The 21,195-nt window shown below is 61.4% G+C and carries 16 protein-coding genes, 5 tRNA genes and 1 pseudogene; 15 read left to right on the top strand and 7 right to left on the bottom strand.

The features are described from left to right. Nucleotides 1-16: 16 nt before the first annotated feature. Nucleotides 17-910: pseudogene (locus FBX99_RS29595) on the top strand (cache domain-containing protein); the annotation flags it as partial. A gap of 84 nt (nt 911-994) precedes the next feature. After that, on the top strand, nt 995-1,816 hold the full coding sequence (locus FBX99_RS29590; protein ID WP_371923860.1) for a methyl-accepting chemotaxis protein: 822 nt from the start codon (nt 995-997) through the stop codon (nt 1,814-1,816). Nucleotides 1,817-2,077: 261 nt separating this feature from the next. On the opposite strand, the gene yegQ is transcribed toward FBX99_RS29590, so the two are convergent. Beyond that, nucleotides 2,078-3,403: a tRNA 5-hydroxyuridine modification protein YegQ gene (gene yegQ / locus FBX99_RS15895; protein WP_144930171.1), complete on the bottom strand. Its 1,326-nt coding sequence runs from the start codon at nt 3,401-3,403 to the stop codon at nt 2,078-2,080. 147 nt (nt 3,404-3,550) lie between these two features. On the opposite strand from yegQ, the gene FBX99_RS15890 reads away from it, so the two are divergent. Then, nucleotides 3,551-4,612 (top strand): AI-2E family transporter, encoded by a 1,062-nt coding sequence (locus tag FBX99_RS15890; protein WP_144930172.1) that lies wholly within the window; start codon nt 3,551-3,553, stop codon nt 4,610-4,612. Nucleotides 4,613-4,621: 9 nt separating this feature from the next. Here FBX99_RS15890 and FBX99_RS15885 read toward each other — a convergent pair whose 3' ends face one another. The 4 genes from FBX99_RS15885 to FBX99_RS15870 all read right to left on the bottom strand — a co-directional run bounded on the left by FBX99_RS15885 (nt 4,622) and on the right by FBX99_RS15870 (nt 6,843). Further along, entirely contained in the window at nt 4,622-4,804 is a 183-nt protein-coding gene (locus FBX99_RS15885) for a hypothetical protein (protein ID WP_024776482.1), read from the bottom strand. A gap of 88 nt (nt 4,805-4,892) precedes the next feature. Next, entirely contained in the window at nt 4,893-5,087 is a 195-nt protein-coding gene (locus FBX99_RS15880) for a hypothetical protein (RefSeq protein ID WP_024776483.1), read from the bottom strand. A gap of 246 nt (nt 5,088-5,333) precedes the next feature. Further along, nucleotides 5,334-5,409, bottom strand: a tRNA-Asn gene (locus FBX99_RS15875). Between the two features lie 237 nt (nt 5,410-5,646). Next, a complete protein-coding gene (locus FBX99_RS15870) occupies nt 5,647-6,843 on the bottom strand; it encodes an amino acid aminotransferase (protein ID WP_144930173.1) in 1,197 nt (398 codons plus the stop codon). A 332-nt stretch (nt 6,844-7,175) separates the two neighbouring features. Here FBX99_RS15870 and uvrB point away from each other — a divergent pair, with 332 nt between their 5' ends. The 11 genes from uvrB to FBX99_RS15815 all read left to right on the top strand — a co-directional run bounded on the left by uvrB (nt 7,176) and on the right by FBX99_RS15815 (nt 15,251). Next, nucleotides 7,176-9,191 (top strand): excinuclease ABC subunit UvrB, encoded by a 2,016-nt coding sequence (gene uvrB / locus FBX99_RS15865; protein ID WP_041023764.1) that lies wholly within the window; start codon nt 7,176-7,178, stop codon nt 9,189-9,191. Between the two features lie 218 nt (nt 9,192-9,409). Next, on the top strand, nt 9,410-10,891 hold the full coding sequence (gene gltX, locus FBX99_RS15860; RefSeq protein WP_041023763.1) for a glutamate--tRNA ligase: 1,482 nt from the start codon (nt 9,410-9,412) through the stop codon (nt 10,889-10,891). A 146-nt stretch (nt 10,892-11,037) separates the two neighbouring features. Next, a tRNA-Ala gene (locus FBX99_RS15855) sits at nt 11,038-11,113 on the top strand. A 78-nt stretch (nt 11,114-11,191) separates the two neighbouring features. Then, nucleotides 11,192-11,267: transfer RNA gene (locus FBX99_RS15850), tRNA-Glu, on the top strand. A gap of 53 nt (nt 11,268-11,320) precedes the next feature. Then, nucleotides 11,321-11,396: transfer RNA gene (locus tag FBX99_RS15845), tRNA-Ala, on the top strand. Between the two features lie 76 nt (nt 11,397-11,472). Further along, nucleotides 11,473-11,548: transfer RNA gene (locus FBX99_RS15840), tRNA-Glu, on the top strand. Nucleotides 11,549-11,732: 184 nt separating this feature from the next. Further along, a complete protein-coding gene (locus FBX99_RS15835; protein ID WP_144930174.1) occupies nt 11,733-12,272 on the top strand; it encodes a TetR/AcrR family transcriptional regulator in 540 nt (179 codons plus the stop codon). 29 nt (nt 12,273-12,301) lie between these two features. Beyond that, nucleotides 12,302-13,135, top strand: coding sequence for an alpha/beta fold hydrolase (locus FBX99_RS15830; protein ID WP_144930175.1), 834 nt, complete (start codon nt 12,302-12,304; stop codon nt 13,133-13,135). A gap of 45 nt (nt 13,136-13,180) precedes the next feature. Continuing rightward, the gene (locus FBX99_RS15825; protein WP_144930176.1) at nt 13,181-13,639 is read left to right on the top strand and encodes a thioesterase family protein; all 459 of its coding nucleotides are present in this window, start codon (nt 13,181-13,183) and stop codon (nt 13,637-13,639) included. A gap of 79 nt (nt 13,640-13,718) precedes the next feature. After that, nucleotides 13,719-14,678: a tRNA-dihydrouridine synthase gene (locus tag FBX99_RS15820; protein ID WP_144930177.1), complete on the top strand. Its 960-nt coding sequence runs from the start codon at nt 13,719-13,721 to the stop codon at nt 14,676-14,678. Nucleotides 14,679-14,798: 120 nt separating this feature from the next. Continuing rightward, nucleotides 14,799-15,251: an Hsp20 family protein gene (locus tag FBX99_RS15815; RefSeq protein ID WP_041023758.1), complete on the top strand. Its 453-nt coding sequence runs from the start codon at nt 14,799-14,801 to the stop codon at nt 15,249-15,251. A gap of 122 nt (nt 15,252-15,373) precedes the next feature. Here FBX99_RS15815 and FBX99_RS15810 read toward each other — a convergent pair whose 3' ends face one another. Both FBX99_RS15810 and FBX99_RS15805 read right to left on the bottom strand, forming a co-directional pair. Next, on the bottom strand, nt 15,374-18,652 hold the full coding sequence (locus FBX99_RS15810; protein ID WP_144930178.1) for an EAL domain-containing protein: 3,279 nt from the start codon (nt 18,650-18,652) through the stop codon (nt 15,374-15,376). Between the two features lie 67 nt (nt 18,653-18,719). Next, the gene (locus FBX99_RS15805) at nt 18,720-19,610 is read right to left on the bottom strand and encodes a LysR family transcriptional regulator (RefSeq protein ID WP_144930179.1); all 891 of its coding nucleotides are present in this window, start codon (nt 19,608-19,610) and stop codon (nt 18,720-18,722) included. A 155-nt stretch (nt 19,611-19,765) separates the two neighbouring features. On the opposite strand from FBX99_RS15805, the gene leuC reads away from it, so the two are divergent. Continuing rightward, nucleotides 19,766-21,184, top strand: a complete 1,419-nt coding sequence (gene leuC, locus FBX99_RS15800) for a 3-isopropylmalate dehydratase large subunit (protein ID WP_144930180.1) — start codon at nt 19,766-19,768, stop codon at nt 21,182-21,184. Nucleotides 21,185-21,195: the final 11 nt, after the last annotated feature.

The raw sequence follows: 21,195 nt of genomic DNA, 5'->3' as shown, positions 1-21,195 counted from the left end.
TCGCTCCCACATTGGAATGCATTTCCCTGTGGGAGCGAGCCTGCTCGCGATTGCTTTTGAGATTGCCCTACAGTTTTCCCCAAGCTTGCCGTTAATACAGCTAACCACGCCAATAACACCAACAAGAGTGAACAGCATGCGCCTGAGCCTGAAGGCTAAAGTCCTGTCCCTGGCAATATTGCCGGTACTGTTGTCCGCGGTGATCATCAGTCTGACCACGGCTTTCATCTTGAAGGAGCAGGCCAGCAATGAGGTCAAGCAGACCCGCGAGCGGCTGCTCGCCGACGCCAAGGCGACGCTGCAGAGCTACGTAGCGGTGGGCCTGACCGCCATCAAGCCGCTGTACGATGCGGCCGCTCCCGGCGATAACGCGGCGCGGGCCGAGGCTATCAAGCTGCTGTCGAACATCAGTTACGGCAAGGACGGCTACTTCTTCGGCTACGACTCCGAAACCGTGCGCCTGTTCAAGGCCAACAGCCCCGACGGCGTGGGCAAGAGTTTCAAGGACAACCGCGACCCGAACGGTGTCTACGTCAACCGTGACCTGGTGAAAGTCGCCAAGGACGGGACCCACTACCTCGAATACAGCTCGCCACTGCCCGGCAGCAAGGACCTGGTGCCCAAGCTCGGTTACACCGAATACCTGTCCAAGTGGGACATGGCGGTCGGCAGTTCGGTCAACCTGGACGGCATCGAAGCCCAGGTGGCGTTGGTGGAAGCCAAGGTCCATGAGCGTGTGCAAGGCGTGATATTGAGCATCATCGGCATCGCCGCCGTGGTGCTGCTGGTGATTGCGGTGGTGGGCGTGCTGCTGGCCAACACCATCCTGCGACCTTTGCACCTGATGAAAGACAACCTCGACGACATCGCGGCGGGCGAGGGTGACCTGACTCGGCGTCTGGCAATCACCAGCCAGGATGAACTCGGCCAACTGGCCGGCTCGTTCAATCGCTTCGTCGACAAGATCCACGGCCTGGTGCGGCAGATCACCGACATGACTTCGCAACTGACCGGGCTGGTGACTCAGGTCTCCGAGCAGGCCCAACGTTCCGAGCAGGCCATGGAGCGCCAGCGCCACGAAACCGACCAGGTCGCCACGGCGATCAACGAGATGTCGTCCGCCGCCCAGGAAGTGGCCCGCAGCGCCCAGGGCGCCGCCGTGGCCGCCCAGCAGACCGACGAAGAAGGTCAGTCCGCCAAGCGGGTGGTGGCCGGCAGCATCCAGCAGATTCATGCGCTGGTGAACGATATCCGCAACAGTGGCGTGTCCCTGGACAGCCTGCAACAGGACGTGGCCTCGATTGTCAGCGTGCTCGGGGTGATCCGTTCGATTGCCGAGCAGACCAACCTGTTGGCCCTCAACGCAGCCATCGAGGCGGCGCGTGCCGGGGAAGCGGGGCGTGGTTTCGCGGTGGTGGCCGATGAAGTGCGGGCCCTGGCCAGCCGGACCCAGCAGAGCACCCAGGAAATCCAGGGCATGATCGAACGCCTGCAATCGGGTACCCATGCGGCCGTGGAGGCGATGCGTCGCTCCAGTGAGGCGGGTGATGGCACGTCGGTGCGGGCCAACGAGGCGGGAGCGTCCCTGGACACCATGGCGCAGTTGATCGGCACCATCAACTCGATGAACGCCCAGATCGCCAGCGCCGCGGAAGAGCAGACCGCGGTGGCCGAGGAAATCAACCGCAGCGTGCATCAGATCGCTGTGGCGGTGGACAGCGTGGCCGACGAAACCCAACTCGGTGCCCAGACCTCCCGCAGCCTGAACGAGCTGGGCCAGCGCCTGGGCAAACTGGTCGGACAGTTCCGTATCTGACCCAGGCGGCGCGGCAGGAGCTGCCGAAGGCTGCGGTCTTTCGCTCTCGATCCAGATGTTCCGCCTGGGCAACCGGGCCTTATCGGGAGAGGAGGACCGCAGCCTTCGGCAGTTTTTGCCGTGATCCAGAAACCAATACATGTCCCCTTGTGGGAGCGGGCTTGCTCGCGAAAGCGGTGTGTCAGAAGTGACTGTATTGCCTGACACACCGCATTCGCGAGCAAGCCCGCTCCCACAGTAGTTTGTGGTGTGTTCAGCGTCCTATGGCTTGCGCACATCCCGCATCAACAGCCCGAACCGCAGATCCACCGCATCCGGTATCGGCACGTACACCAAGTGCCCGTCCCCAGGCGCGACGTCGATGCTCTGGCCTTTCACGTTCTGCAGTTGATGCAGGTCGAAGTGGAAATTACCCTTTGGCGTCATCAATTCCATGTGGTCGCCCAGCTCGAAGCGGTTCTTGACCCGCACTTCGGCCAGGCGTTCGCGCCGCTCGCCGGTGAGTTCGCCGACGAACTGCTGGCGCTCCGACACTGAACTGCCGTTCTGGTAGTTCTGGTATTCATCATGCACATGCCGGCGCAGGAAGCCCTCGGTGTAGCCGCGCTGGGCCAGTGATTCCAGGTCTGTCATCAGGCCCAGGTCGAATTTGCGGCCGGCCATGGCGTCATCGATCGCACGGCGATACACCTGGGTGGTGCGCGCGCAGTAGAAGTGCGACTTGGTCCGGCCTTCGATCTTCAGGGAATGCACGCCCATATGGGTCAAACGCTCCACATGCTGCACCGCCCGCAAGTCCTTGGCATTCATGATATAGGTGCCGTGCTCGTCCTCGAACGCCGGCATGGATTCGTCCGGACGGTTGGCCTCTCGCAGCAGGAATACCTGGTCGGTGGGCGCGCCGAGGCCCAGGGTGGGTTCGGGTTGATAGCTGTGCACGATGTCGCCCACGGCGTTTTCCACCGCTGGCTGGGCTGAGTATTTCCAGCGACAGGCGTTGGTGCAGCTGCCCTGGTTGGCGTCGCGTCGGTTCAGGTAGCCCGACAACAGGCAGCGCCCGGAATAGGCCATGCAAAGCGCCCCGTGGACGAACACTTCCAGTTCCATGGCCGGCACTTGCTGGCGGATTTCGGCGATCTCCTCCAGGGACAGTTCCCGGGAAAGAATGATCCGGCTCAGGCCCTGTTGTTGCCAGAACTCGACACTCGCCCAGTTCACCGTGTTGGCCTGCACTGAAAGGTGGATCGGCATCTGTGGGAAATGCCGTCGCACCAGCATGATCAGCCCCGGGTCGGACATGATCAGCGCATCGGGCGCCATGGCAATCACCGGCTCGAGGTCCTTGAGAAAGGTGCGCAGCTTGGCGTTGTGCGGCGCAATGTTCACCACTACGTAGAAGCGCTTGCCCAAAGCTTGGGCTTCACGAATGCCCAAGGCCAGATTGGAATGATCGAATTCATTGTTGCGCACCCGCAGGCTGTAGCGCGGCTGGCCGGCGTAGACCGCGTCGGCGCCGTAGGCGAAGGCATAGCGCATGTTCTTCAGGGTGCCGGCCGGGGCAAGCAGTTCAGGGGCTACGAGGGGCATGGTGGCGTCTGATCGCAAAAAAGCGCCGACGGTACGCCACGGCCGGCCTGGCGTTATTGATCTGGATCAATGAGGACGGTGAACGCAACGGCACTCCGGCGAATCCCGACGGACTAACACTTATCGAGCCTGTGACATGGAAAGCCAATGAACCGAAAGAGCCTGCAATATAAATCCCAGATGCTGCTGCTGATCCTGGTCAGCATTGCCTTCATCTGGATCCTGTTGCCGTTCTATGGCGCGGTATTCTGGGCGGTCATTCTCGGCATCGTTTTCGCGCCGATGCAGCATCGCCTGCAACTGAAGTTCGGTTGGCCGCGCAATGTCACTTCACTGTTCACCCTGGGCATCTGTGTGCTCATCGCGATCCTGCCGGTGATCGTCATCAGCACGCTGCTGGTCCAGGAAGGCACGGCGCTGTACAAGAGCCTGGAAAGCGGGGAGCTGGACATTGCCGACTACCTGGCGCGGTTCAAGGACGCCTTGCCGCCATATTTCCAGCATCTGCTGGACCGCTTCGGCCTGGGTAACCTGAGCGGGTTGCGGGACAAGATCGTCAAGAGCGCCATGCAGGGCAGCGAGTTCTTTGCCACCCAGGCCTTCAGCTTCGGCCAGGGGACGTTTCAGTTCCTGGTCAGCTTCTTTGTGATGCTCTACCTGCTTTTCTTCTTCTTGCGCGACGGCGCGGAACTGGTGCGCAAGGTACGCGCGGCCATCCCCCTGGCCGAGTACCAGAAACGGCGCCTGCAGTTGAAGTTCAATCGGGTGGTGCGGGCGACAGTCAAGGGTAACCTGCTGGTCGCGATCACCCAGGGGGCGCTGGGTGGGCTGATCTTCTGGGTCCTGGGTATTTCAACGGTGTTGCCCTGGGCCGTGCTGATGGCCTTCCTGTCGCTATTGCCGGCGGTGGGGGCGGGCATCGTCTGGGCGCCGGTGGCGGTGTATTTCCTGCTCTCCGGTGCGATCTGGCAAGGCGTTGTGCTGACGCTGTTCGGCGTGTTCGTGATCGGCCTGGTGGATAACCTCCTGCGCCCGATCCTGGTAGGCAAGGACACCAAGATGCCTGACTACATGGTACTGGTCTCGACACTGGGCGGCCTGGCGGTGTTCGGGCTGAACGGCTTCGTGATCGGGCCGCTCATCGCTGCCTTGTTCATTTCCTGCTGGGCCTTGTTTGTCGAAAGCACGCCTCGGGTGAAATTGCCCTAGCCGTGACTGTCACGCGCTCAACATGTAGGTGCCGATGCGCTGCGACAAGGCCTGGGCGGCGGGCAATGAAGTCAGTGGGCCGCTGATGGTGACCCCATCCTGGACCAGATACCAGCAGGCCAACAGGCCACGTTCACGGAGTGCGGCGGGGACGGCGCTGCCGATGACAGACATGATTTGAATGTTGAGCATGGGAACCTCCATCTATCGATGGGGTTACCTTACGACTCAGCCGGCAAAGGGAAAAATCAACTGCTTCAATAGTGGGAATCGATGCCGCTCAATCGACCACCAGATCGAGCATATGCACCACTTCCCGTTCATTGAGCACGCCCTTGCGCACCAGGTTCTCCGTCAACAACGAAAGGAACTTGGCGGTGCGGTGACCTTCCAGGTGCTTGAGCTCGGTCAGCACGTTGTACACCTTGCCGGAGGTGCACAGGCCGACGATGCGGTGGGGATTTTGCGTGGGCATACCTTCGTCCTTGTTGTTATGAAGCTGTTGTTGACGGACAGAGCCAGCTTGCGGCACTGCCATGACGTTCACATGACAGCTCGAATTGGCGGAAAACAAAGCAGGATTCAGACCATGATGCCTTCTTGGCGCCGGAATATTGTTCCGGTAGCGACCTCTGGCGGGCCTTATACGGCCTCCAGCAGGTTTTTCGCCCACAAAAAAGCCCCTGGATCTTTCGATTCAGGGGCTTTTGATGTTGCTGTCTGGCTCCACGACCTGGACTCGAACCAGGGACCCAGTGATTAACAGTCACTTGCTCTACCAACTGAGCTATCGCGGAATGACGCGTATGTTACTGATTGGAAAAGAGAAGTCAAGCTTTGGGTGGTGGGCGGTGGGTTTGATTGGCCGTGGGGGCCTTTTCAAACACTTGTTACCGCTTCACACAGATACTGCTCAAGCCACAGAACCCTTGTGGGAGCGGGCTTGCTCGCGAAAGCGGTGTGTCAATCATATATGCATCATTGACACACCGCTTTCGCGAGCAAGCCCGCTCCCACAGAGTCTGCGCCAGACATCAGATCACCTGAACAATCGCCTTGGTCACCGCCTCAATGTTTTTCTGGTTCAGCGCGGCCACGCAGATGCGGCCAGTGTCCAGGGCATAGATACCGAACTCGTTGCGCAGGCGCGTCACTTGTTCAACGCTCAGGCCGGAGTAGGAGAACATACCGCGCTGGCGTGCGACGAAGCTGAAGTCCCGGTGCGGCGCGGCTTTGGCCAGCATGTCTACCATCTGGTTGCGCATGCCGCGGATCCGCAGGCGCATTTCTGCCAGTTCGGCTTCCCACTGGGCCCGCAGTTCGGGGCTGTTGAGCACGGCGGCAACGATGCTGGCGCCGTGGGTCGGCGGGTTGGAGTAGTTGGTGCGGATCACGCGCTTGACCTGGGACAGCACGCGAGCACTTTCTTCCTTCGATTCGCTGACGATCGACAGGGCGCCAACGCGCTCGCCGTACAGCGAGAACGACTTGGAGAACGAGCTGGAGGCAAAGAAGGTCAGCCCCGATTCGGCGAACAGGCGCACGGCCGCGGCGTCTTCGTCGATGCCGTCGCCAAAGCCCTGGTAGGCCATGTCCAGGAACGGCACATGCTGCTTGGCCTTGACCACGGCCAGTACGTTTTTCCAGTCCTCGGGGCTCAGGTCCACGCCGGTCGGGTTGTGGCAGCAGGCGTGCAGCACGACGATCGAGCGGTCGGGCAGGGCGTTGAGGTCTTCCAGCAGGCCGGTACGGTTCACGTCGTGGGTGGCGGCGTCGTAATAGCGGTAGTTCTGCACCGGGAAACCGGCGGTTTCGAACAGGGCGCGGTGGTTTTCCCAGCTCGGGTCACTGATGGCCACGACGGCGTCAGGCAGCAGCTGCTTGAGGAAGTCGGCGCCGATCTTCAGTGCGCCGGTGCCGCCTACCGCCTGGGTGGTGATGACGCGGCCGGAGGCGATCAGTGGCGAGTCCTTGCCGAACAGCAGGGTCTGGACCGCCTGGTCATAGGCCGCGATGCCGTCGATCGGCAGGTAGCCACGGGAAACGTGCTGAGCCACGCGAATCGTCTCGGCTTCGACAACGGCGCGCAGAAGCGGGATGCGCCCCTCTTCATTGCAGTAAACGCCCACGCCCAGGTTGACCTTATCGGTACGGGTGTCGGCGTTGAATGCTTCGTTGAGGCCCAGGATTGGGTCGCGGGGTGCCAATTCGACAGCGGAAAACAGGCTCATTAGTGCGCGGCTCTGAATGGAGTGTGGGGGGACGTGTGGCGCTCCAGCCGGATGCACTAGAGCGGTGCACAAACGGGGAGCTAGTATAGAGGCCATCACCGGGCAGGGCGACAGGCGATTCGGTTTTTACGGTAAGTATTTTCGATTTTTTTCGACCGTTAGTCCCTTCGCCGCGTCAAAGACTCAAAGGCGTGTAGGACGTTCGTCTTGAAAGCGAAGGCATTCACCTCCACATTGTCGGTATTCCAATTTTTTCCTCGGGCGACATCAGTCGTTTCGGTCTTCCTCATTCCCGTCGCCTGGCCGACAGGCGTGAACCCAGGGGTTATGTTATGTCTGAATTCCAGCTAGTCACCCGATTCAAGCCCGCTGGCGACCAGCCGGAAGCCATTCGCCTGATGGTCGAAGGCATCGAGGCGGGGCTGGCCCACCAGACATTGCTCGGTGTGACCGGTTCGGGCAAGACCTTCAGCATCGCCAACGTGATCGCCCAGGTGCAGCGCCCGACCCTGGTGCTGGCGCCGAACAAGACCCTGGCGGCGCAGCTGTATGGCGAGTTCAAGGCGTTTTTCCCCAATAACGCGGTGGAGTACTTCGTTTCTTACTACGACTACTACCAGCCGGAAGCCTACGTGCCGTCGTCGGATACCTTTATCGAGAAGGATGCCTCGATCAACGACCACATCGAACAGATGCGTCTGTCGGCGACCAAGGCATTGCTCGAGCGCAAGGATGCGATCATCGTCACCACGGTGTCGTGTATCTATGGCCTGGGCAGTCCGGAGACGTACCTGAAGATGGTGCTGCACGTGGATCGCGGCGACAAGCTAGATCAGCGTGCCTTGCTGCGCCGTCTCGCGGACCTGCAATACACCCGCAACGACATGGACTTCGCCCGGGCGACGTTCCGGGTGCGCGGCGATGTGATCGACATCTACCCGGCGGAATCCGATCTGGAGGCGATCCGCATCGAGCTGTTCGATGACGAAGTGGAGAGCATTTCGGCGTTCGACCCGCTGACCGGCGAGGTGATCCGCAAGCTGCCACGCTTCACCTTCTACCCCAAGAGCCATTACGTCACGCCACGGGAAACCCTGCTGGACGCCATTGACGGGATCAAGGCCGAGCTCCAGGAGCGCCTGGAGTACCTGCGCTCGAACAACAAGCTGGTGGAAGCCCAGCGCCTGGAGCAGCGGACCCGGTTCGACCTGGAGATGATCCTTGAGCTGGGCTACTGCAACGGCATCGAAAACTACTCCCGCTATCTGTCGGGCCGCCCGGCGGGTGCGCCGCCTCCGACCTTGTATGACTACCTGCCGGCCGATGCCCTGCTGGTGATCGACGAATCCCACGTCAGCGTGCCCCAGGTCGGCGCGATGTACAAAGGCGACCGGTCCCGCAAGGAGACTCTGGTGGAATACGGCTTCCGCCTGCCTTCGGCACTGGACAACCGGCCGATGCGCTTCGATGAATGGGAAAGCGTGAGCCCGCAGACCATTTTTGTCTCGGCCACCCCCGGCAACTACGAGGCCGAGCATGCTGGCCGCGTGGTCGAGCAGGTGGTACGGCCGACCGGCCTGGTGGACCCACAAGTCGAAGTGCGCCCGGCACTGACCCAGGTCGACGACCTGTTGTCGGAAATCAACAAACGCGTGGCCATCGATGAGCGGGTCCTGGTGACCACCCTGACCAAGCGCATGGCCGAAGACCTCACCGATTACCTGGCCGACCATGGCGTGCGGGTGCGGTACCTGCATTCGGACATCGATACGGTGGAGCGGGTCGAGATCATCCGCGACTTACGCCTGGGCACCTTCGACGTGGTGGTGGGCATCAACCTGCTGCGCGAAGGCCTGGACATGCCGGAAGTGTCGCTGGTGGCGATCCTCGACGCCGACAAGGAAGGCTTCCTGCGTTCCGAGCGCTCGCTGATCCAGACCATCGGCCGGGCGGCGCGTAACCTCAACGGTCGGGCGATCCTGTATGCCGACCGCATCACCGGTTCCATGGAGCGGGCCATCGGCGAGACCGAGCGCCGTCGCGACAAGCAGATCGCCTTCAACCTGGCCAACGGCATCACGCCCAAGGGGGTGTTCAAGGACGTGGCCGACATCATGGAAGGTGCCACCGTGCCCGGTTCGCGCAGCAAGAAGCGCAAGGGCATGGCCAAGGCCGCCGAAGAGAGCGCCCGCTACGAAGCGGAACTGCGCTCGCCAAGCGAAATCACCAAGCGCATCCGGCAGTTGGAAGAGAAGATGTACCAACTGGCCCGGGACCTGGAGTTCGAGGCGGCGGCGCAGTTGCGGGACGAGATTGGCAAGTTGCGGGAGCGGTTGCTGACTGTCTGAGTCTTGCGCGGGCTTTGCTGACCTCTTCGCGAGCAAGCCCGCTCCCACAGTTGGCCGCGTCGTCCAGACTGTAAAGCGATCCTGTGGAAGCGGGCTTGCCCGCGAATGGGGCAACTCGGTCTGAAGGTTATCCCCTCTGACTGGAGCCCGCCCACCAACGCCTGTTACCATTCGCCCCCTGTTTCATCTTCGCTTTTCTATTCTTTCCGAGACATGCCATGACCACCGTCCGTACCCGCATCGCGCCTTCGCCCACTGGCGATCCTCATGTCGGCACCGCCTACATCGCTTTGTTCAACTATTGCTTTGCCAAGCAGCACGGCGGTGAGTTCATCCTGCGGATCGAGGACACCGACCAGTTGCGTTCGACGCGCGAGTCCGAACAGCAGATTTTCGACGCCCTGCGCTGGCTCGGCATTGACTGGAGCGAAGGTCCGGACGTTGGCGGCCCGCACGGTCCATACCGGCAGAGCGAGCGTGGCGACATCTACAAGCAGTATTGTCAGCAGTTGGTGGACATGGGGCACGCGTTCCCCTGCTTCTGCACCGCCGAAGAGCTGGACCAGATGCGCGCCGAGCAGATGGCCCGCGGTGAAACCCCACGCTACGACGGTCGCGCGCTGCTGCTGTCCAAGGAGGAAGTCGCCCGGCGCCTGGCCGCCGGCGAGCCCCATGTGATCCGCATGAAGGTGCCGAGCGAAGGCGTTTGCGTGGTGCCGGACATGCTGCGTGGCGATGTCGAGATCCCATGGGATCGCATGGACATGCAAGTGCTGATGAAGACCGACGGCTTGCCGACGTACTTCCTGGCCAACGTGGTCGACGACCACCTGATGGGCATCACCCATGTCCTGCGCGGTGAGGAGTGGCTGCCATCGGCGCCAAAACTGATCCTGCTCTACGAGTATTTCGGCTGGGAGCAACCACAGCTGTGCTACATGCCGCTGCTGCGTAACCCGGACAAGAGCAAACTGTCCAAGCGCAAGAATCCGACCTCGGTGACGTTCTATGAGCGCATGGGCTTCATGCCCGAGGCGATGCTCAACTACCTGGGGCGCATGGGCTGGTCGATGCCGGACGAGCGCGAGAAGTTTTCGCTGCAGGAAATGGTCGAGCATTTCGACCTGTCGCGGGTGTCCCTGGGCGGTCCGATCTTCGACATCGAGAAACTGTCCTGGCTCAACGGTCAATGGCTGCGCGACCTGCCGGTGGAAGAGTTCGCCGCACGGGTACAGAAGTGGGCATTGAACCCCGAGTACATGATGAAGATCGCTCCCCACGTGCAGGGCAGGGTGGAGACGTTCAGCCAGATCGCGCCGTTGGCCGGCTTCTTCTTTGCCGGTGGCGTGACGCCGGATGCGAAGCTGTTCGAATCCAAGAAGCTCTCGGGCGACCAGGTGCGCCAGCTGATGCAGCTGATCCTGTGGAAGCTCGAAAGCCTGCGCCAGTGGGAGAAGGACAGCATCACCGCGACCATCCAGGCCGTGGTCGAGTCCCTGGAGCTGAAATTGCGTGACGCAATGCCGCTGATGTTCGCCGCCATTACCGGCCAGGCCAGCTCGGTGTCGGTGCTCGATGCGATGGAAATCCTCGGGCCGGACCTGACCCGTTTCCGCCTGCGCCAAGCCATCGATCTGCTCGGTGGCGTGTCGAAAAAGGAAAACAAAGAGTGGGAAAAACTGCTGGGCGCGATTGCCTAAGCGGTCGTCAGGGCAGGGCATGCCCCGGTTTTCCGGGGTTTGTCGGTAAGTGATTGTTATCCCGGCAAAAAATTTTCAAATTTGTTGAAAATAAATTTGACAGCCCTCCGATACGCCCTTAAGATTCGCCCCGTCCTCAGCGATGAGGGGCTATAGCTCAGCTGGGAGAGCGCTTGCATGGCATGCAAGAGGTCGACGGTTCGATCCCGTCTAGCTCCACCAATTTACACTTCAAGGCTTGGCCACACCGGCCTTGAAGCGATCGACACGCAGTGTTGATCAGCAGTTAGAAGGGTTTGCGTCCCCTTCGTCTAGTGGCCTAGGACACCGCCCTTTCACGGCGGTAACAGGGGTTCGAGTCCCCTAGGGGACGCCAGTTTTACAGAAGCGATGTTACAAGATGTCGCTCCGCCGCGAGGCGAAAAATCCGGGGCTATAGCTCAGCTGGGAGAGCGCTTGCATGGCATGCAAGAGGTCGACGGTTCGATCCCGTCTAGCTCCACCAATCGTCAGGTTCAAGGTCTGGCCACACCGGCCTTGAATCGATCAGTTCTCAGCGCTGATCAAGCAAGAAGGTTTGTGTCCCCTTCGTCTAGTGGCCTAGGACACCGCCCTTTCACGGCGGTAACAGGGGTTCGAGTCCCCTAGGGGACGCCACGATTACCCGCTCTGCGGGATTTTATAAGGGTCATTCAATTCTTGAATGGCCCTTTTGTTTGTCTGGCGTTCAGCCAATTCTCCCATCCTCGAAAAATAGACGGCCGACCAGCGGAAACGAGATTCTGCTTGCGGAAAATTATTATGTGAATAATATTGTGATTGTAATATTTGGAGGCGAACGATGAGCGATAAAAAAGCACAGACCCGTGAGCGCATTATCAAGGCTGCCAGCGACGCGCTGATCCAGCGTGGTCCGGCCGAGCCGAGCGTGGGCGAGGTAATGGCTGCGGCCGGGCTGACAGTGGGCGGGTTCTATGCCCATTTCGAAAGCAAGGATGCATTGATGCTGGAGGCTTTCAAGCAACTGCTCAGTCGGCGCCGCGGCCTGATCGCCGACATGGATGCCGAACTGACCGGCGAAGAGCGGCGTGCCCTGGTGGCGGCGTTCTACCTGTCGCGCAAGCATCGAGACTCCACCGAAAACGCCTGCCCGATCCCGGCGTCGATCGGTGAGCTGGGACGGCTGCCGGATCCGTTTCGTGAAGTGCTCAACGAACACATCGAGTTAATGGCCGCGCAATTGGCGGCCAGCCCGGAAGACGCCGACAAAGCCCTTGCCGATATTGCCTTGATGGTCGGCGGCCTGGCCCTGGCCCGGGCGCTGGGGCCGGGAGAGTTATCGGATCGTGTGCTGCGCGCCGCCAAATCCGCGGTGCGGTGAGTTAAGACGCAAGCCGTGGGAGAAGAGCGATGGACAGATTGAGCTGGATTCGTGGCGTCAATGGAACGCTGGGGCGGGTGGCCCCGCGTTTGGTGGCTAGGAAAATGCGCGCGCTGTTCATGCATCCCCGAAATATGCCGCCACGGGACTGGGAATTGCCATTGCTGGCAAGCTCCGAGCGCATCACCTTGCGCTTCGGTCTTTCTGCCCTGTGTTGGGGCAAAGGCCCGACTGTCCTGCTGATGCATGGCTGGGAAGGGCGGCCTACGCAATTCGCCGCGCTGATCACGGCGTTGGTGGATGCCGGTTATACGGTGGTGGCGCTGGACGGTCCGGCCCATGGCCGCTCGCCTGGCCGGGAGGCGAACGTCCTGTCGTTCGCCAGGGCGATGCTCGAAGCCGCAGCGGAATTGCCACCGTTGCAAGCGGTGATCGGGCATTCCATGGGCGGGGCCAGTGCCATGCTCGCGGTTCAGTTGGGGCTGCGTACCGAGACGCTGGTCAGCATCGCCGCTCCTGCACGCATCCTGGGTGTGCTGCGCGGCTTCGCCCGGCTGGTAGGCCTGCCGCCCCAGGCGCGTTCGGCCTTCATTCGTCAGGTGGAAAAGGACGTGGGCATGCGCGCCTCGAAGCTGGACGTCGCGCATTATCAGCTGGATGTGCCGGGGTTGATCGTCCACGCCGAGGACGACACGTCCGTCTCGGTCAACGAGTCGCAGTTGATTCACGAGGCCTGGTTTGACAGCCGCCTGCTGCGCTTGCCCCAGGGTGGGCACCAGCGGGTGTTGGCCGACCCTCGTGTCATCGATGGCGTGTTATCACTGCTGGCAGGACGCAATCTGCAGGCACGGCAATCGGCTTGAGCATCCGGTACACTGCCCCGATCCACATTCGACCGGGAGAGGGGCATGGGCTGGGATCGGGCAACACCGTTCATCATTGATCTTCAAGTAGCCGCCGAAGACATCGACGGGCTGGGCCACGCCAACAACGCGGTCTACGTCACCTGGCTCGAACGTTGTGCCTGGCGTCATTCCCAGCGCCTGGGGCTGGATCTGGCGGAGTACCGCCGGCTGGATCGGGCAATGGCGGTGGTGCGCCATGAAGTCGATTACCTGGCGGCCGCCTACGAAGGCGACGAGTTGCAACTGGCCACCTGGATCGTCGATTGGGACCAGCGACTGAAGATGACCCGGCATTTCCAGCTGATCCGCCCCAGTGACAACACCACCGTGCTGCGGGCGCAGACCACATTTGTCTGCATTGAGCTCTCCACCGGCAAGCCCAAGCGCATGCCGCCGGAGTTCATCGAAGGCTATGGCCCGGCGCTGGAGGCCTGCGGCACAGCCGGCATCCTTGCAAACTGACCCATCGCCATCGCGAGCAGGCTCGCTCCCACAGAATCCGGTAAACTGCCGCACGTTTTTTCGTTGAGTGCGTTTTCCCATGCAAATTGCCCTGGCGCCCATGGAGGGGTTGGTCGACAACATCCTGCGGGACGTCCTGACACGCGTCGGTGGTATCGACTGGTGCGTGACCGAGTTCATCCGCGTCAATGATCGCCTGCTTACACCGGCCTATTTCCACAAGCTTGCTCCAGAGCTGCTGACCGGCGCGCGGACCGCTGCCGGCGTGCCGCTGCGGGTGCAATTGCTGGGTTCCGACCCGGTGTGCCTGGCGGAAAACGCGGCGTTGGCCTGTGAATTGGGCTCGGAGGTGGTCGATCTGAATTTCGGCTGCCCGGCCAAGACGGTGAACAAGTCCCGCGGCGGCGCGGTGTTGCTCAAGGAACCGGAACTGCTCAACCAGATCGTCGAACACGTCCGTCGTGCCGTGCCGAAGCACATTCCGGTCACCGCCAAGATGCGCCTGGGCTTCGACAGTCCGGACGGTGCGCTGGTCTGCGCCACGGCACTGGCCGAAGGCGGGGCGGCGCACATCGTGGTGCACGCGCGGACCAAGACTGACGGCTACAAGCCGCCGGCCCATTGGGAGTGGATTCCCCGGGTCCAGGACGTGGTCAAGGTGCCGGTGTTCGCCAATGGGGATATCTGGAGCGTCGAAGATTGGCGTCGTTGCCGTGAAATCAGCGGCGTAGAGGACATCATGCTTGGTCGCGGCCTGGTTTCCCGCCCGGACCTGGCCCGGCAGATCGCCGCCGCCCGCGCCGGTGAAGAGGTGGTGCAGATGTCCTGGGCCGAGCTGCAACCGATGCTCCAGGATTTCTGGGTACAAGTGGTCGACCAACTGACACCGCGTCAGGCACCCGGCCGGTTGAAGCAGTGGCTGGCGATGTTGACCCGTAATTATCCCGAAGCGGTCGAGCTGTTCACCGCGCTACGTCGGGAAACCGAGCTCGACGCCGTAGGCCGTTTGCTGGGTGTGCAGCGCCCTGAAGCTGCCTGAAAAAAATTTCGAAAAAAGCTCTTGAAAAGTATTTGGCGACCCCTAGATAAGGGGTACGCGATGCCGAATTCGGGTCGCGGAGACAAAAAACCTTGCTGAACTTTTCAGGAGATTTGAATCATGAGTACTGCATTTTCGCTGGCCCCTCTGTTCCGTTCCTCGGTGGGCTTCGACCGTTTCAACGACCTGTTCGAAACCGCCCTGCGCAACGAACCGGGCAGCAGCTATCCACCCTACAACGTGGAAAAATACGGTGATGATGAATACCGTATCGTAGTCGCCGCCGCTGGCTTCCGGGAAGAAGACCTGGACCTGCAGGTGGAAAAAGGTGTGCTGACCATCAGCGGCGGTAAGCGCGAGGCCAGCAACGACAGCGTGACCTACCTGCATCAGGGCATCGCCCAGCGTGCATTCAAGCTGTCCTTCCGATTGGCGGATCATATCGAGATCAAATCCGCCGGCCTGAGCAACGGTCTGTTGAGCATCGACCTGTTGCGGGTGGTTCCGGAAGAGGCGAAAGCCAAGCGCATTCCGATCAACGGTGCGCAGCAGCAACCCGCGCTGCAGAACTGATGCATCGCCACTGAAAAAGGGCGCCGAAAGGGCGCCCTTTTTCATATCGAAAACTTTTTGAAATTCCATTGTGGCGAGGGGATAAATCCCCTCGCCACAATTGTCTTGTTGTTGGCCCTGTATCAGGGCAACAACCGCTCGAACGCATCCAGCGGCAACGGCCGGCTGTGCAGGTAGCCCTGGTACAAATGGCAGTCGAGCCCCTGCAGGAAGTGCAACTGTTCCAGGGTCTCCACGCCTTCGGCAATCATTTCCAGGTTGAGGCTGCGGGCCATGGCGACGATGGCGCGGATGATCTCGGCGTCGTTGGGGTCGCTGGTGGCGTCGCGCACGAATGACTGGTCGATTTTCAAGGTGTCCACCGGCAGGCGCTTGAGGTAGGTCAGCGACGAATAACCGGTGCCGAAGTCGTCCATGGCGAAGCTCACTCCCAGTTTCTTGAGGCGGCGCATCTTGCCGATGGTGTCGTCCAGGTTCTGGATCACGATGCCTTCGGTGATTTCCAGTTTCAACATGGTGCAAGGCAGGCCGTGCATCGCGAGGCTGTTCTCGATGCGTTCGACGAAATCGCTCTGACGGAACTGTCGCGGGCTGATGTTCACGCACAGGCTGAACCGCTGCGGATCTATCTTGCCCTTGGCAATCAACTGCTTGAAGCCATCGCAGGCTTCGTCGAGGATCCAGGTGCCCACTTCGAGGATCAGCCCGCTGTCTTCCAGAACCTTGATGAACTCATTGGGCGACTGGGCACCCAGTTCGGGGTGATGCCAGCGCACCAGCGCTTCGGCACCGACGATACGGTTGTCCCGGGCGTCGACCTGGGGTTGGAAATGCAGGCTGAACTCATCCCGGGCCAAGGCCTGGCGCAGGTCGGTTTCCATGCGCAGCCGTTCACTGGCTGCCTTTTGCATGGTGGTGTGGAACATCTGCGAGGTATTGCGCCCCGAATCCTTGGCGCGATAGAGGGCAATGTCGGCGCGCTTGAGCAGATCGGTCGGGGTGGAGCCATGGTCGGGAATCAAAGCCATGCCGATGCTGGATGTGACCTGCAATCGCTGGCCGTCGAGGAACATCGGCTCCGAAAGCAGTTCGCGCAGGGTGTCGGCCAGTTTCTGCACCTGCTCGCTGACTTCGTTGCGGGTGCCTTCCAGGCCGCTGAGCAGTACCACGAACTCATCACCGCCCAACCGCGCGACGGTGTCCTCCAGGCGCACGCTGGCTTCCAGGCGCGCGGTGATGATTTTCAGCACCGTGTCGCCCACCGGATGGCCCAGGGAATCGTTGATGTGCTTGAAGTGGTCAAGATCGAGGAACAGCAGCGCACCGCGTAGATTATGGCGCTTGAGCAAAGCGATCTGCTGGCTCAGTCGGTCCATCAGCAGGGCCCGGTTGGGCAGGTTGGTCAGCGGATCGTGATAGGCCAGGTGACGGATCTGGGCCTCGGCGTTGCGCAGCAGGCTCACGTCCCGCGCGGTCAGCAGTAGGCAGTCCGTCTCATTGAGCGTAATAGGCTCGACCGACACCTCGACCGTGAGCAATTCCCCGCGCTTGTTGCGCCCGAGCATTTCCTGGTGATGCACGCGGCCCTTGAGTTGCAGTTCGGCCAACAGGGCTGCGCGCTGTTTTTCCTCGGCCCAGATGCCCACCTCGTACACCGTGTGCCCGATCACTTCGTCGGCGCGGTAGCCGGTCAGGCGGCAAAAGCCGTCGTTGACTTCGAGGTAACGGCCGCTTTCGCGTTCGGTGATGGTGATGGCGTCCGGGCTGGAGTGAAACGCCTTGGCGAATTTTTCCTCGCTGGCCTTGAGGGCCGCTTCGGAGCGTTGTTGCTGGGTGATGTCCCGCAGGGTGGTGACGATGCAGGGCTGGTTGCTGACGTTGATCTGCCGGCTGGAGATCACGCAGGTCAGCGGCTGCCCGTCCTTGTGATGGACGACAATGGCAACGTTGTTCAGCGATTGCTCGCGAATCACCCGTTCGATGCGTTGCAGACTGTTGCCCGAAGCGTCCCAGAGCCCGATTTCGTCGGCGCTGCGGCCGATCACGTCACTGGCGGACCAGCCGAAGGTCTGGGTGAAGCTGGAGTTGATCTCGAGGAAGCGGCTGCTTTCCTGGTGGGTGACGCAGATCGGGTCGGGGCTGACCTGGAACAACGTGGCGAATTTTTCCTCGGACGCCGCCAGGCTTTGCTCGCGCTCCACCTGATCGGTGATGTCCAGCAAAGTGCCAGCCATGCGCTGGGGGCTGCCGTCGTCGTTGCGATAGAGGCGGGCTCGGCTCTCCAGGTAACGGGAACTGCCATCCGGCAATTGCACGCGGTAGGTCAGTTGATAATTACCCGCCGGGCCTTCGCGCAGGCTGCGATACGCATTGCGCATGTTATTGCGCTCCTCGTCGGGTACCCCTTCGAAAAACGCGTCGAATGATTCGTGGAACGGCTTGGGTTCCAGGCCGTGGAGTTGTGCGGCGCGGGCCGAGCCGTAGAGCATGCCGCTGGGTATGTGCCAATCCCAGGTGCCCAATTGCGCCGAGTCGAGGGCCAGGTCGAGACGTTCCTGGCTGTCCTTGAGGGCCTGTTCGGCCAATTTGCGTTCTGTGGTGTCGAGAAACGTGCTCAGCAGATAGGGCTGGCCTTCAAGTTCGACCTTCTGCGCGCTGAGGATGCCGTTGTGGATCTGGCCGTTGCTGGCGCGGAACTCCACTTCCATGCTCACCAGTTCACCCTTGGCCTTGGTGGCCTCCACCAGCTTGGCCCGCTGGCTGGGGTCGACCCACAAGCCCAGCTCCAGGGTGGTACGGCCGATGACATCGTGTACCGGCCAGCCGAACAGGCTCTCGAAATACTGGTTGGCTTCGCTGATCAGCCCGTCTTCCTGGCGGGTCAGCAAGACCATGTTCGGACAGAGATGAAAGAGCGTGGCGAAGCGCTTTTCCGAACTGCGCAACGCCTGTTCGCGCTCGCGCTGGTGGGTAATTTCGCGAATGACCCCGATCATGCGCGGGCGACCGTGCTTGTCGGGCGATACGCTGCCGCTGATTTCCAGCCAGTGCAGGCTGCCGTCGGGCCAGACAATGCGATGGTGCATCGCCTGCTCCAGCGGCGCGCCGGCCACTGCCGCATGAAAGGCGCGGACGGCTTTGGTCCGGTCTTCGGGCAAGAGCAGGTCCAGGTAATCCACGTCTGCCGGAAGCGGCTGGCGCGGGTCGAAGCCGAATAGCGCCTGGGTACCCCTGGACCAACTGATCCGTCCGGTGTCGATGTCCCACGACCAGGCACCCAGCCGCGCACCGTTCAGCGCAGCCAGTAACTGCGGCGCACTGTCCCAGCTTTGCTCGGACCGTTTCGGGTCAAGCGCCTGGATGCGCGGCAGGGGCGGAAGATGGTCAGCGGGTTTGGGCATTATCTAGCGAGCCTTGGGCAGTTGGGCGTTAAGCGCAGGCATTTCGGCTCTATAGGAGTAGCACAACCTATGCCCTTGTCCCTGGCAGATCGATTTGTGCGTCCAATAAGGACATGAAAGCGCGCGCAGCATTCGACAGCGTCCGTTCAGTGTGCAAGATATAGCCTAGCTGGCGACTGAGCTGTATGCCCGGCAAAGGGATGCGCGCCACCTGATCATCGAGCATGGTGCGCGGCAGGACGCTCCAGGCCAGGCCGATGGAGACCATCATCTTTATGGTTTCCAGATAGTTCGTGCTCATGGCGATGTTCGGTGTCAGGCCCTGGGCCTCGAACAGACGCCGGACAATGTGATGGGTAAACGTGTTGCCTCCCGGAAAAACCGCGGGGTGCAGGGCGATGTCCGCCAGGCTGACCGCGGGATTGTCCAGCAGCGCGTGTTCCGGCGCCACCACGAAATCCAGGGGGTCGTCCCACACCGGCATGGCGCGCATCAACGCATGCGGCTCGGGGGCGAGGGTGATGACCGCCAGTTCCGCCCGGCCGTGGAGAATTTCCTCGTAAGCCACTTCCGAATCCAGGAACTGAATATCCAGGGCTACCTGTGGGTAGCATCGGGTGAACTCTCTCAATAGAGGCGGCAAGCGGTGCAGACCGATGTGGTGGCTGGTGGCGAGTGTCAGTCGTCCGGTGACTTCACCGGTCAGGTTGGTCAAGGCGCGACGGGTGTCGTCCAGTACGTTGAGGATCTGATAGGCCCGGGGCAACAGGGCCCGGCCCGCCTCGGTCAGGCCGATCTCGCGGCCCAACCGGTCGAACAGGCGGACGTTGAGCTGCTGTTCCAGCCCGGCGATGCGCTTGCTGACGGCTGGCTGTGTCAGGTGCAGGCGTTCACCGGCGCCGGAGAAACTGCCCGTCTCGGCAATGGCGATAAAGGCGTTGAGGTTGGCGAGGTCCATGGCGGTTTCGGTGAATTCCTGTTGGTTATGCAAAGTATGAAAAATATGAATTTGAGTTATTTAATGTAGCCTCATAACATCAGCCTCACAAGCCAAAGGGTTATTGAGTCATTCAAGAGCCGGGGCATAGAAACAAGCTGATGAGGAACCGTCTGATGGCCGGCAAAACGCTCTACGACAAGCTCTGGGATTCGCATTTGGTCAAGCAGCGCGACGATGGCTCGGCGCTGATCTATATCGACCGTCACATCATCCACGAGGTGACCTCGCCGCAAGCCTTCGAAGGTCTGCGCTTGGCCGGGCGCAAGCCATGGCGGATCGATGCCAACATCGCGACCCCGGACCACAACGTGCCGACCACCCCGGAGCGCAAGGGCGGTATCGACGCCATTGTCGATCAGGTTTCGCGGTTGCAGGTCCAGACCCTCGACGATAACTGCGACGAATACGGCATCGTTGAATTCAAGATGAACGACGTGCGCCAGGGCATCGTCCATGTCATCGGCCCGGAGCAGGGCGCGACCTTGCCCGGCATGACCGTGGTCTGCGGCGACTCCCACACCTCCACCCACGGTGCCTTCGGTGCCCTGGCCCACGGCATCGGCACCTCCGAGGTCGAGCATGTGCTCGCCACCCAGTGCCTGGTGGCCAAGAAAATGAAAAACATGCTGGTGCGCGTCGAGGGCAAGCTGCCCTTCGGCGTGACCGCCAAGGACATCGTCCTGGCCGTGATCGGCAAGATCGGCACCGCTGGCGGTAACGGCCATGCCATCGAGTTCGCCGGCAGTGCGATCCGCGACCTGTCCATCGAAGGCCGCATGACCATCTGCAACATGTCCATCGAGGCCGGTGCCCGTGTAGGCCTGGTGGCCGCCGATGAAAAGACCGTCGAATACGTCAAGGGTCGTCCGTTCGCCCCCAAAGGCGCTGAATGGGACCTGGCGGTCGAGGCTTGGAAAGACCTGGTGTCCGACGCCGATGCCAGGTTCGATACGGTGGTCGAACTCGATGCCACCCAGATCAAGCCGCAGGTCAGTTGGGGGACGTCCCCTGAGATGGTCCTGGCCGTGGATCAGAACGTACCGGATCCGGCTAAGGAGATGGATCTGGTCAAGCGCGACTCTATCGTCCGCGCCTTGAAATACATGGGCTTGAAGGCGAACCAGGCGATCACCGACATTCAGCTTGACCGCGTGTTCATCGGTTCCTGCACCAACTCGCGGATCGAAGACCTGCGCGCCGCGGCGGTGATTGCCAAGGGCCGCAAGGTCGCCTCGACCATCAAGCAGGCCATCGTGGTCCCGGGTTCCGGCCTGGTGAAGGCCCAGGCCGAAGCGGAAGGGCTGGACAAGGTGTTCCTCGAGGCCGGTTTCGAGTGGCGTGAGCCAGGGTGCTCGATGTGCCTGGCGATGAACCCGGATCGCCTGGAGTCGGGCGAGCATTGCGCTTCCACTTCCAACCGTAACTTCGAAGGCCGTCAGGGCGCCGGTGGCCGTACCCACCTGGTCAGCCCGGCCATGGCCGCGGCGGCTGCCGTCAATGGCCGTTTCGTCGACGTTCGTGAATTGATTTGAAGGAGAGCGCA

Origin of the sequence: Pseudomonas sp. SJZ074, assembly GCF_007828215.1 — a bacterium.
Lineage (GTDB): Bacteria > Pseudomonadota > Gammaproteobacteria > Pseudomonadales > Pseudomonadaceae > Aquipseudomonas.
Note: the sequence above shows the minus strand (reverse complement) of the source record. Positions and strands in the feature narration are given on the sequence as shown.

Bases quoted from the DNA above. Each gene is read 5' to 3' on its own strand.
- FBX99_RS29590 (WP_371923860.1), top strand. From the start codon at position 995: ATGACTTCGCAACTGACCGGGCTGGTGACTCAGGTCTCCGAGCAGGCC.
- yegQ (WP_144930171.1), bottom strand. From the start codon at position 3,403: ATGCCCCTCGTAGCCCCTGAACTGCTTGCCCCGGCCGGCACCCTGAAG.
- FBX99_RS15890 (WP_144930172.1), top strand. From the start codon at position 3,551: ATGAACCGAAAGAGCCTGCAATATAAATCCCAGATGCTGCTGCTGATC.
- FBX99_RS15885 (WP_024776482.1), bottom strand. From the start codon at position 4,804: ATGCTCAACATTCAAATCATGTCTGTCATCGGCAGCGCCGTCCCCGCC.
- FBX99_RS15880 (WP_024776483.1), bottom strand. From the start codon at position 5,087: ATGCCCACGCAAAATCCCCACCGCATCGTCGGCCTGTGCACCTCCGGC.
- FBX99_RS15870 (WP_144930173.1), bottom strand. From the start codon at position 6,843: ATGAGCCTGTTTTCCGCTGTCGAATTGGCACCCCGCGACCCAATCCTG.
- uvrB (WP_041023764.1), top strand. From the start codon at position 7,176: ATGTCTGAATTCCAGCTAGTCACCCGATTCAAGCCCGCTGGCGACCAG.
- gltX (WP_041023763.1), top strand. From the start codon at position 9,410: ATGACCACCGTCCGTACCCGCATCGCGCCTTCGCCCACTGGCGATCCT.
- FBX99_RS15835 (WP_144930174.1), top strand. From the start codon at position 11,733: ATGAGCGATAAAAAAGCACAGACCCGTGAGCGCATTATCAAGGCTGCC.
- FBX99_RS15830 (WP_144930175.1), top strand. From the start codon at position 12,302: ATGGACAGATTGAGCTGGATTCGTGGCGTCAATGGAACGCTGGGGCGG.
- FBX99_RS15825 (WP_144930176.1), top strand. From the start codon at position 13,181: ATGGGCTGGGATCGGGCAACACCGTTCATCATTGATCTTCAAGTAGCC.
- FBX99_RS15820 (WP_144930177.1), top strand. From the start codon at position 13,719: ATGCAAATTGCCCTGGCGCCCATGGAGGGGTTGGTCGACAACATCCTG.
- FBX99_RS15815 (WP_041023758.1), top strand. From the start codon at position 14,799: ATGAGTACTGCATTTTCGCTGGCCCCTCTGTTCCGTTCCTCGGTGGGC.
- FBX99_RS15810 (WP_144930178.1), bottom strand. From the start codon at position 18,652: ATGCCCAAACCCGCTGACCATCTTCCGCCCCTGCCGCGCATCCAGGCG.
- FBX99_RS15805 (WP_144930179.1), bottom strand. From the start codon at position 19,610: ATGGACCTCGCCAACCTCAACGCCTTTATCGCCATTGCCGAGACGGGC.
- leuC (WP_144930180.1), top strand. From the start codon at position 19,766: ATGGCCGGCAAAACGCTCTACGACAAGCTCTGGGATTCGCATTTGGTC.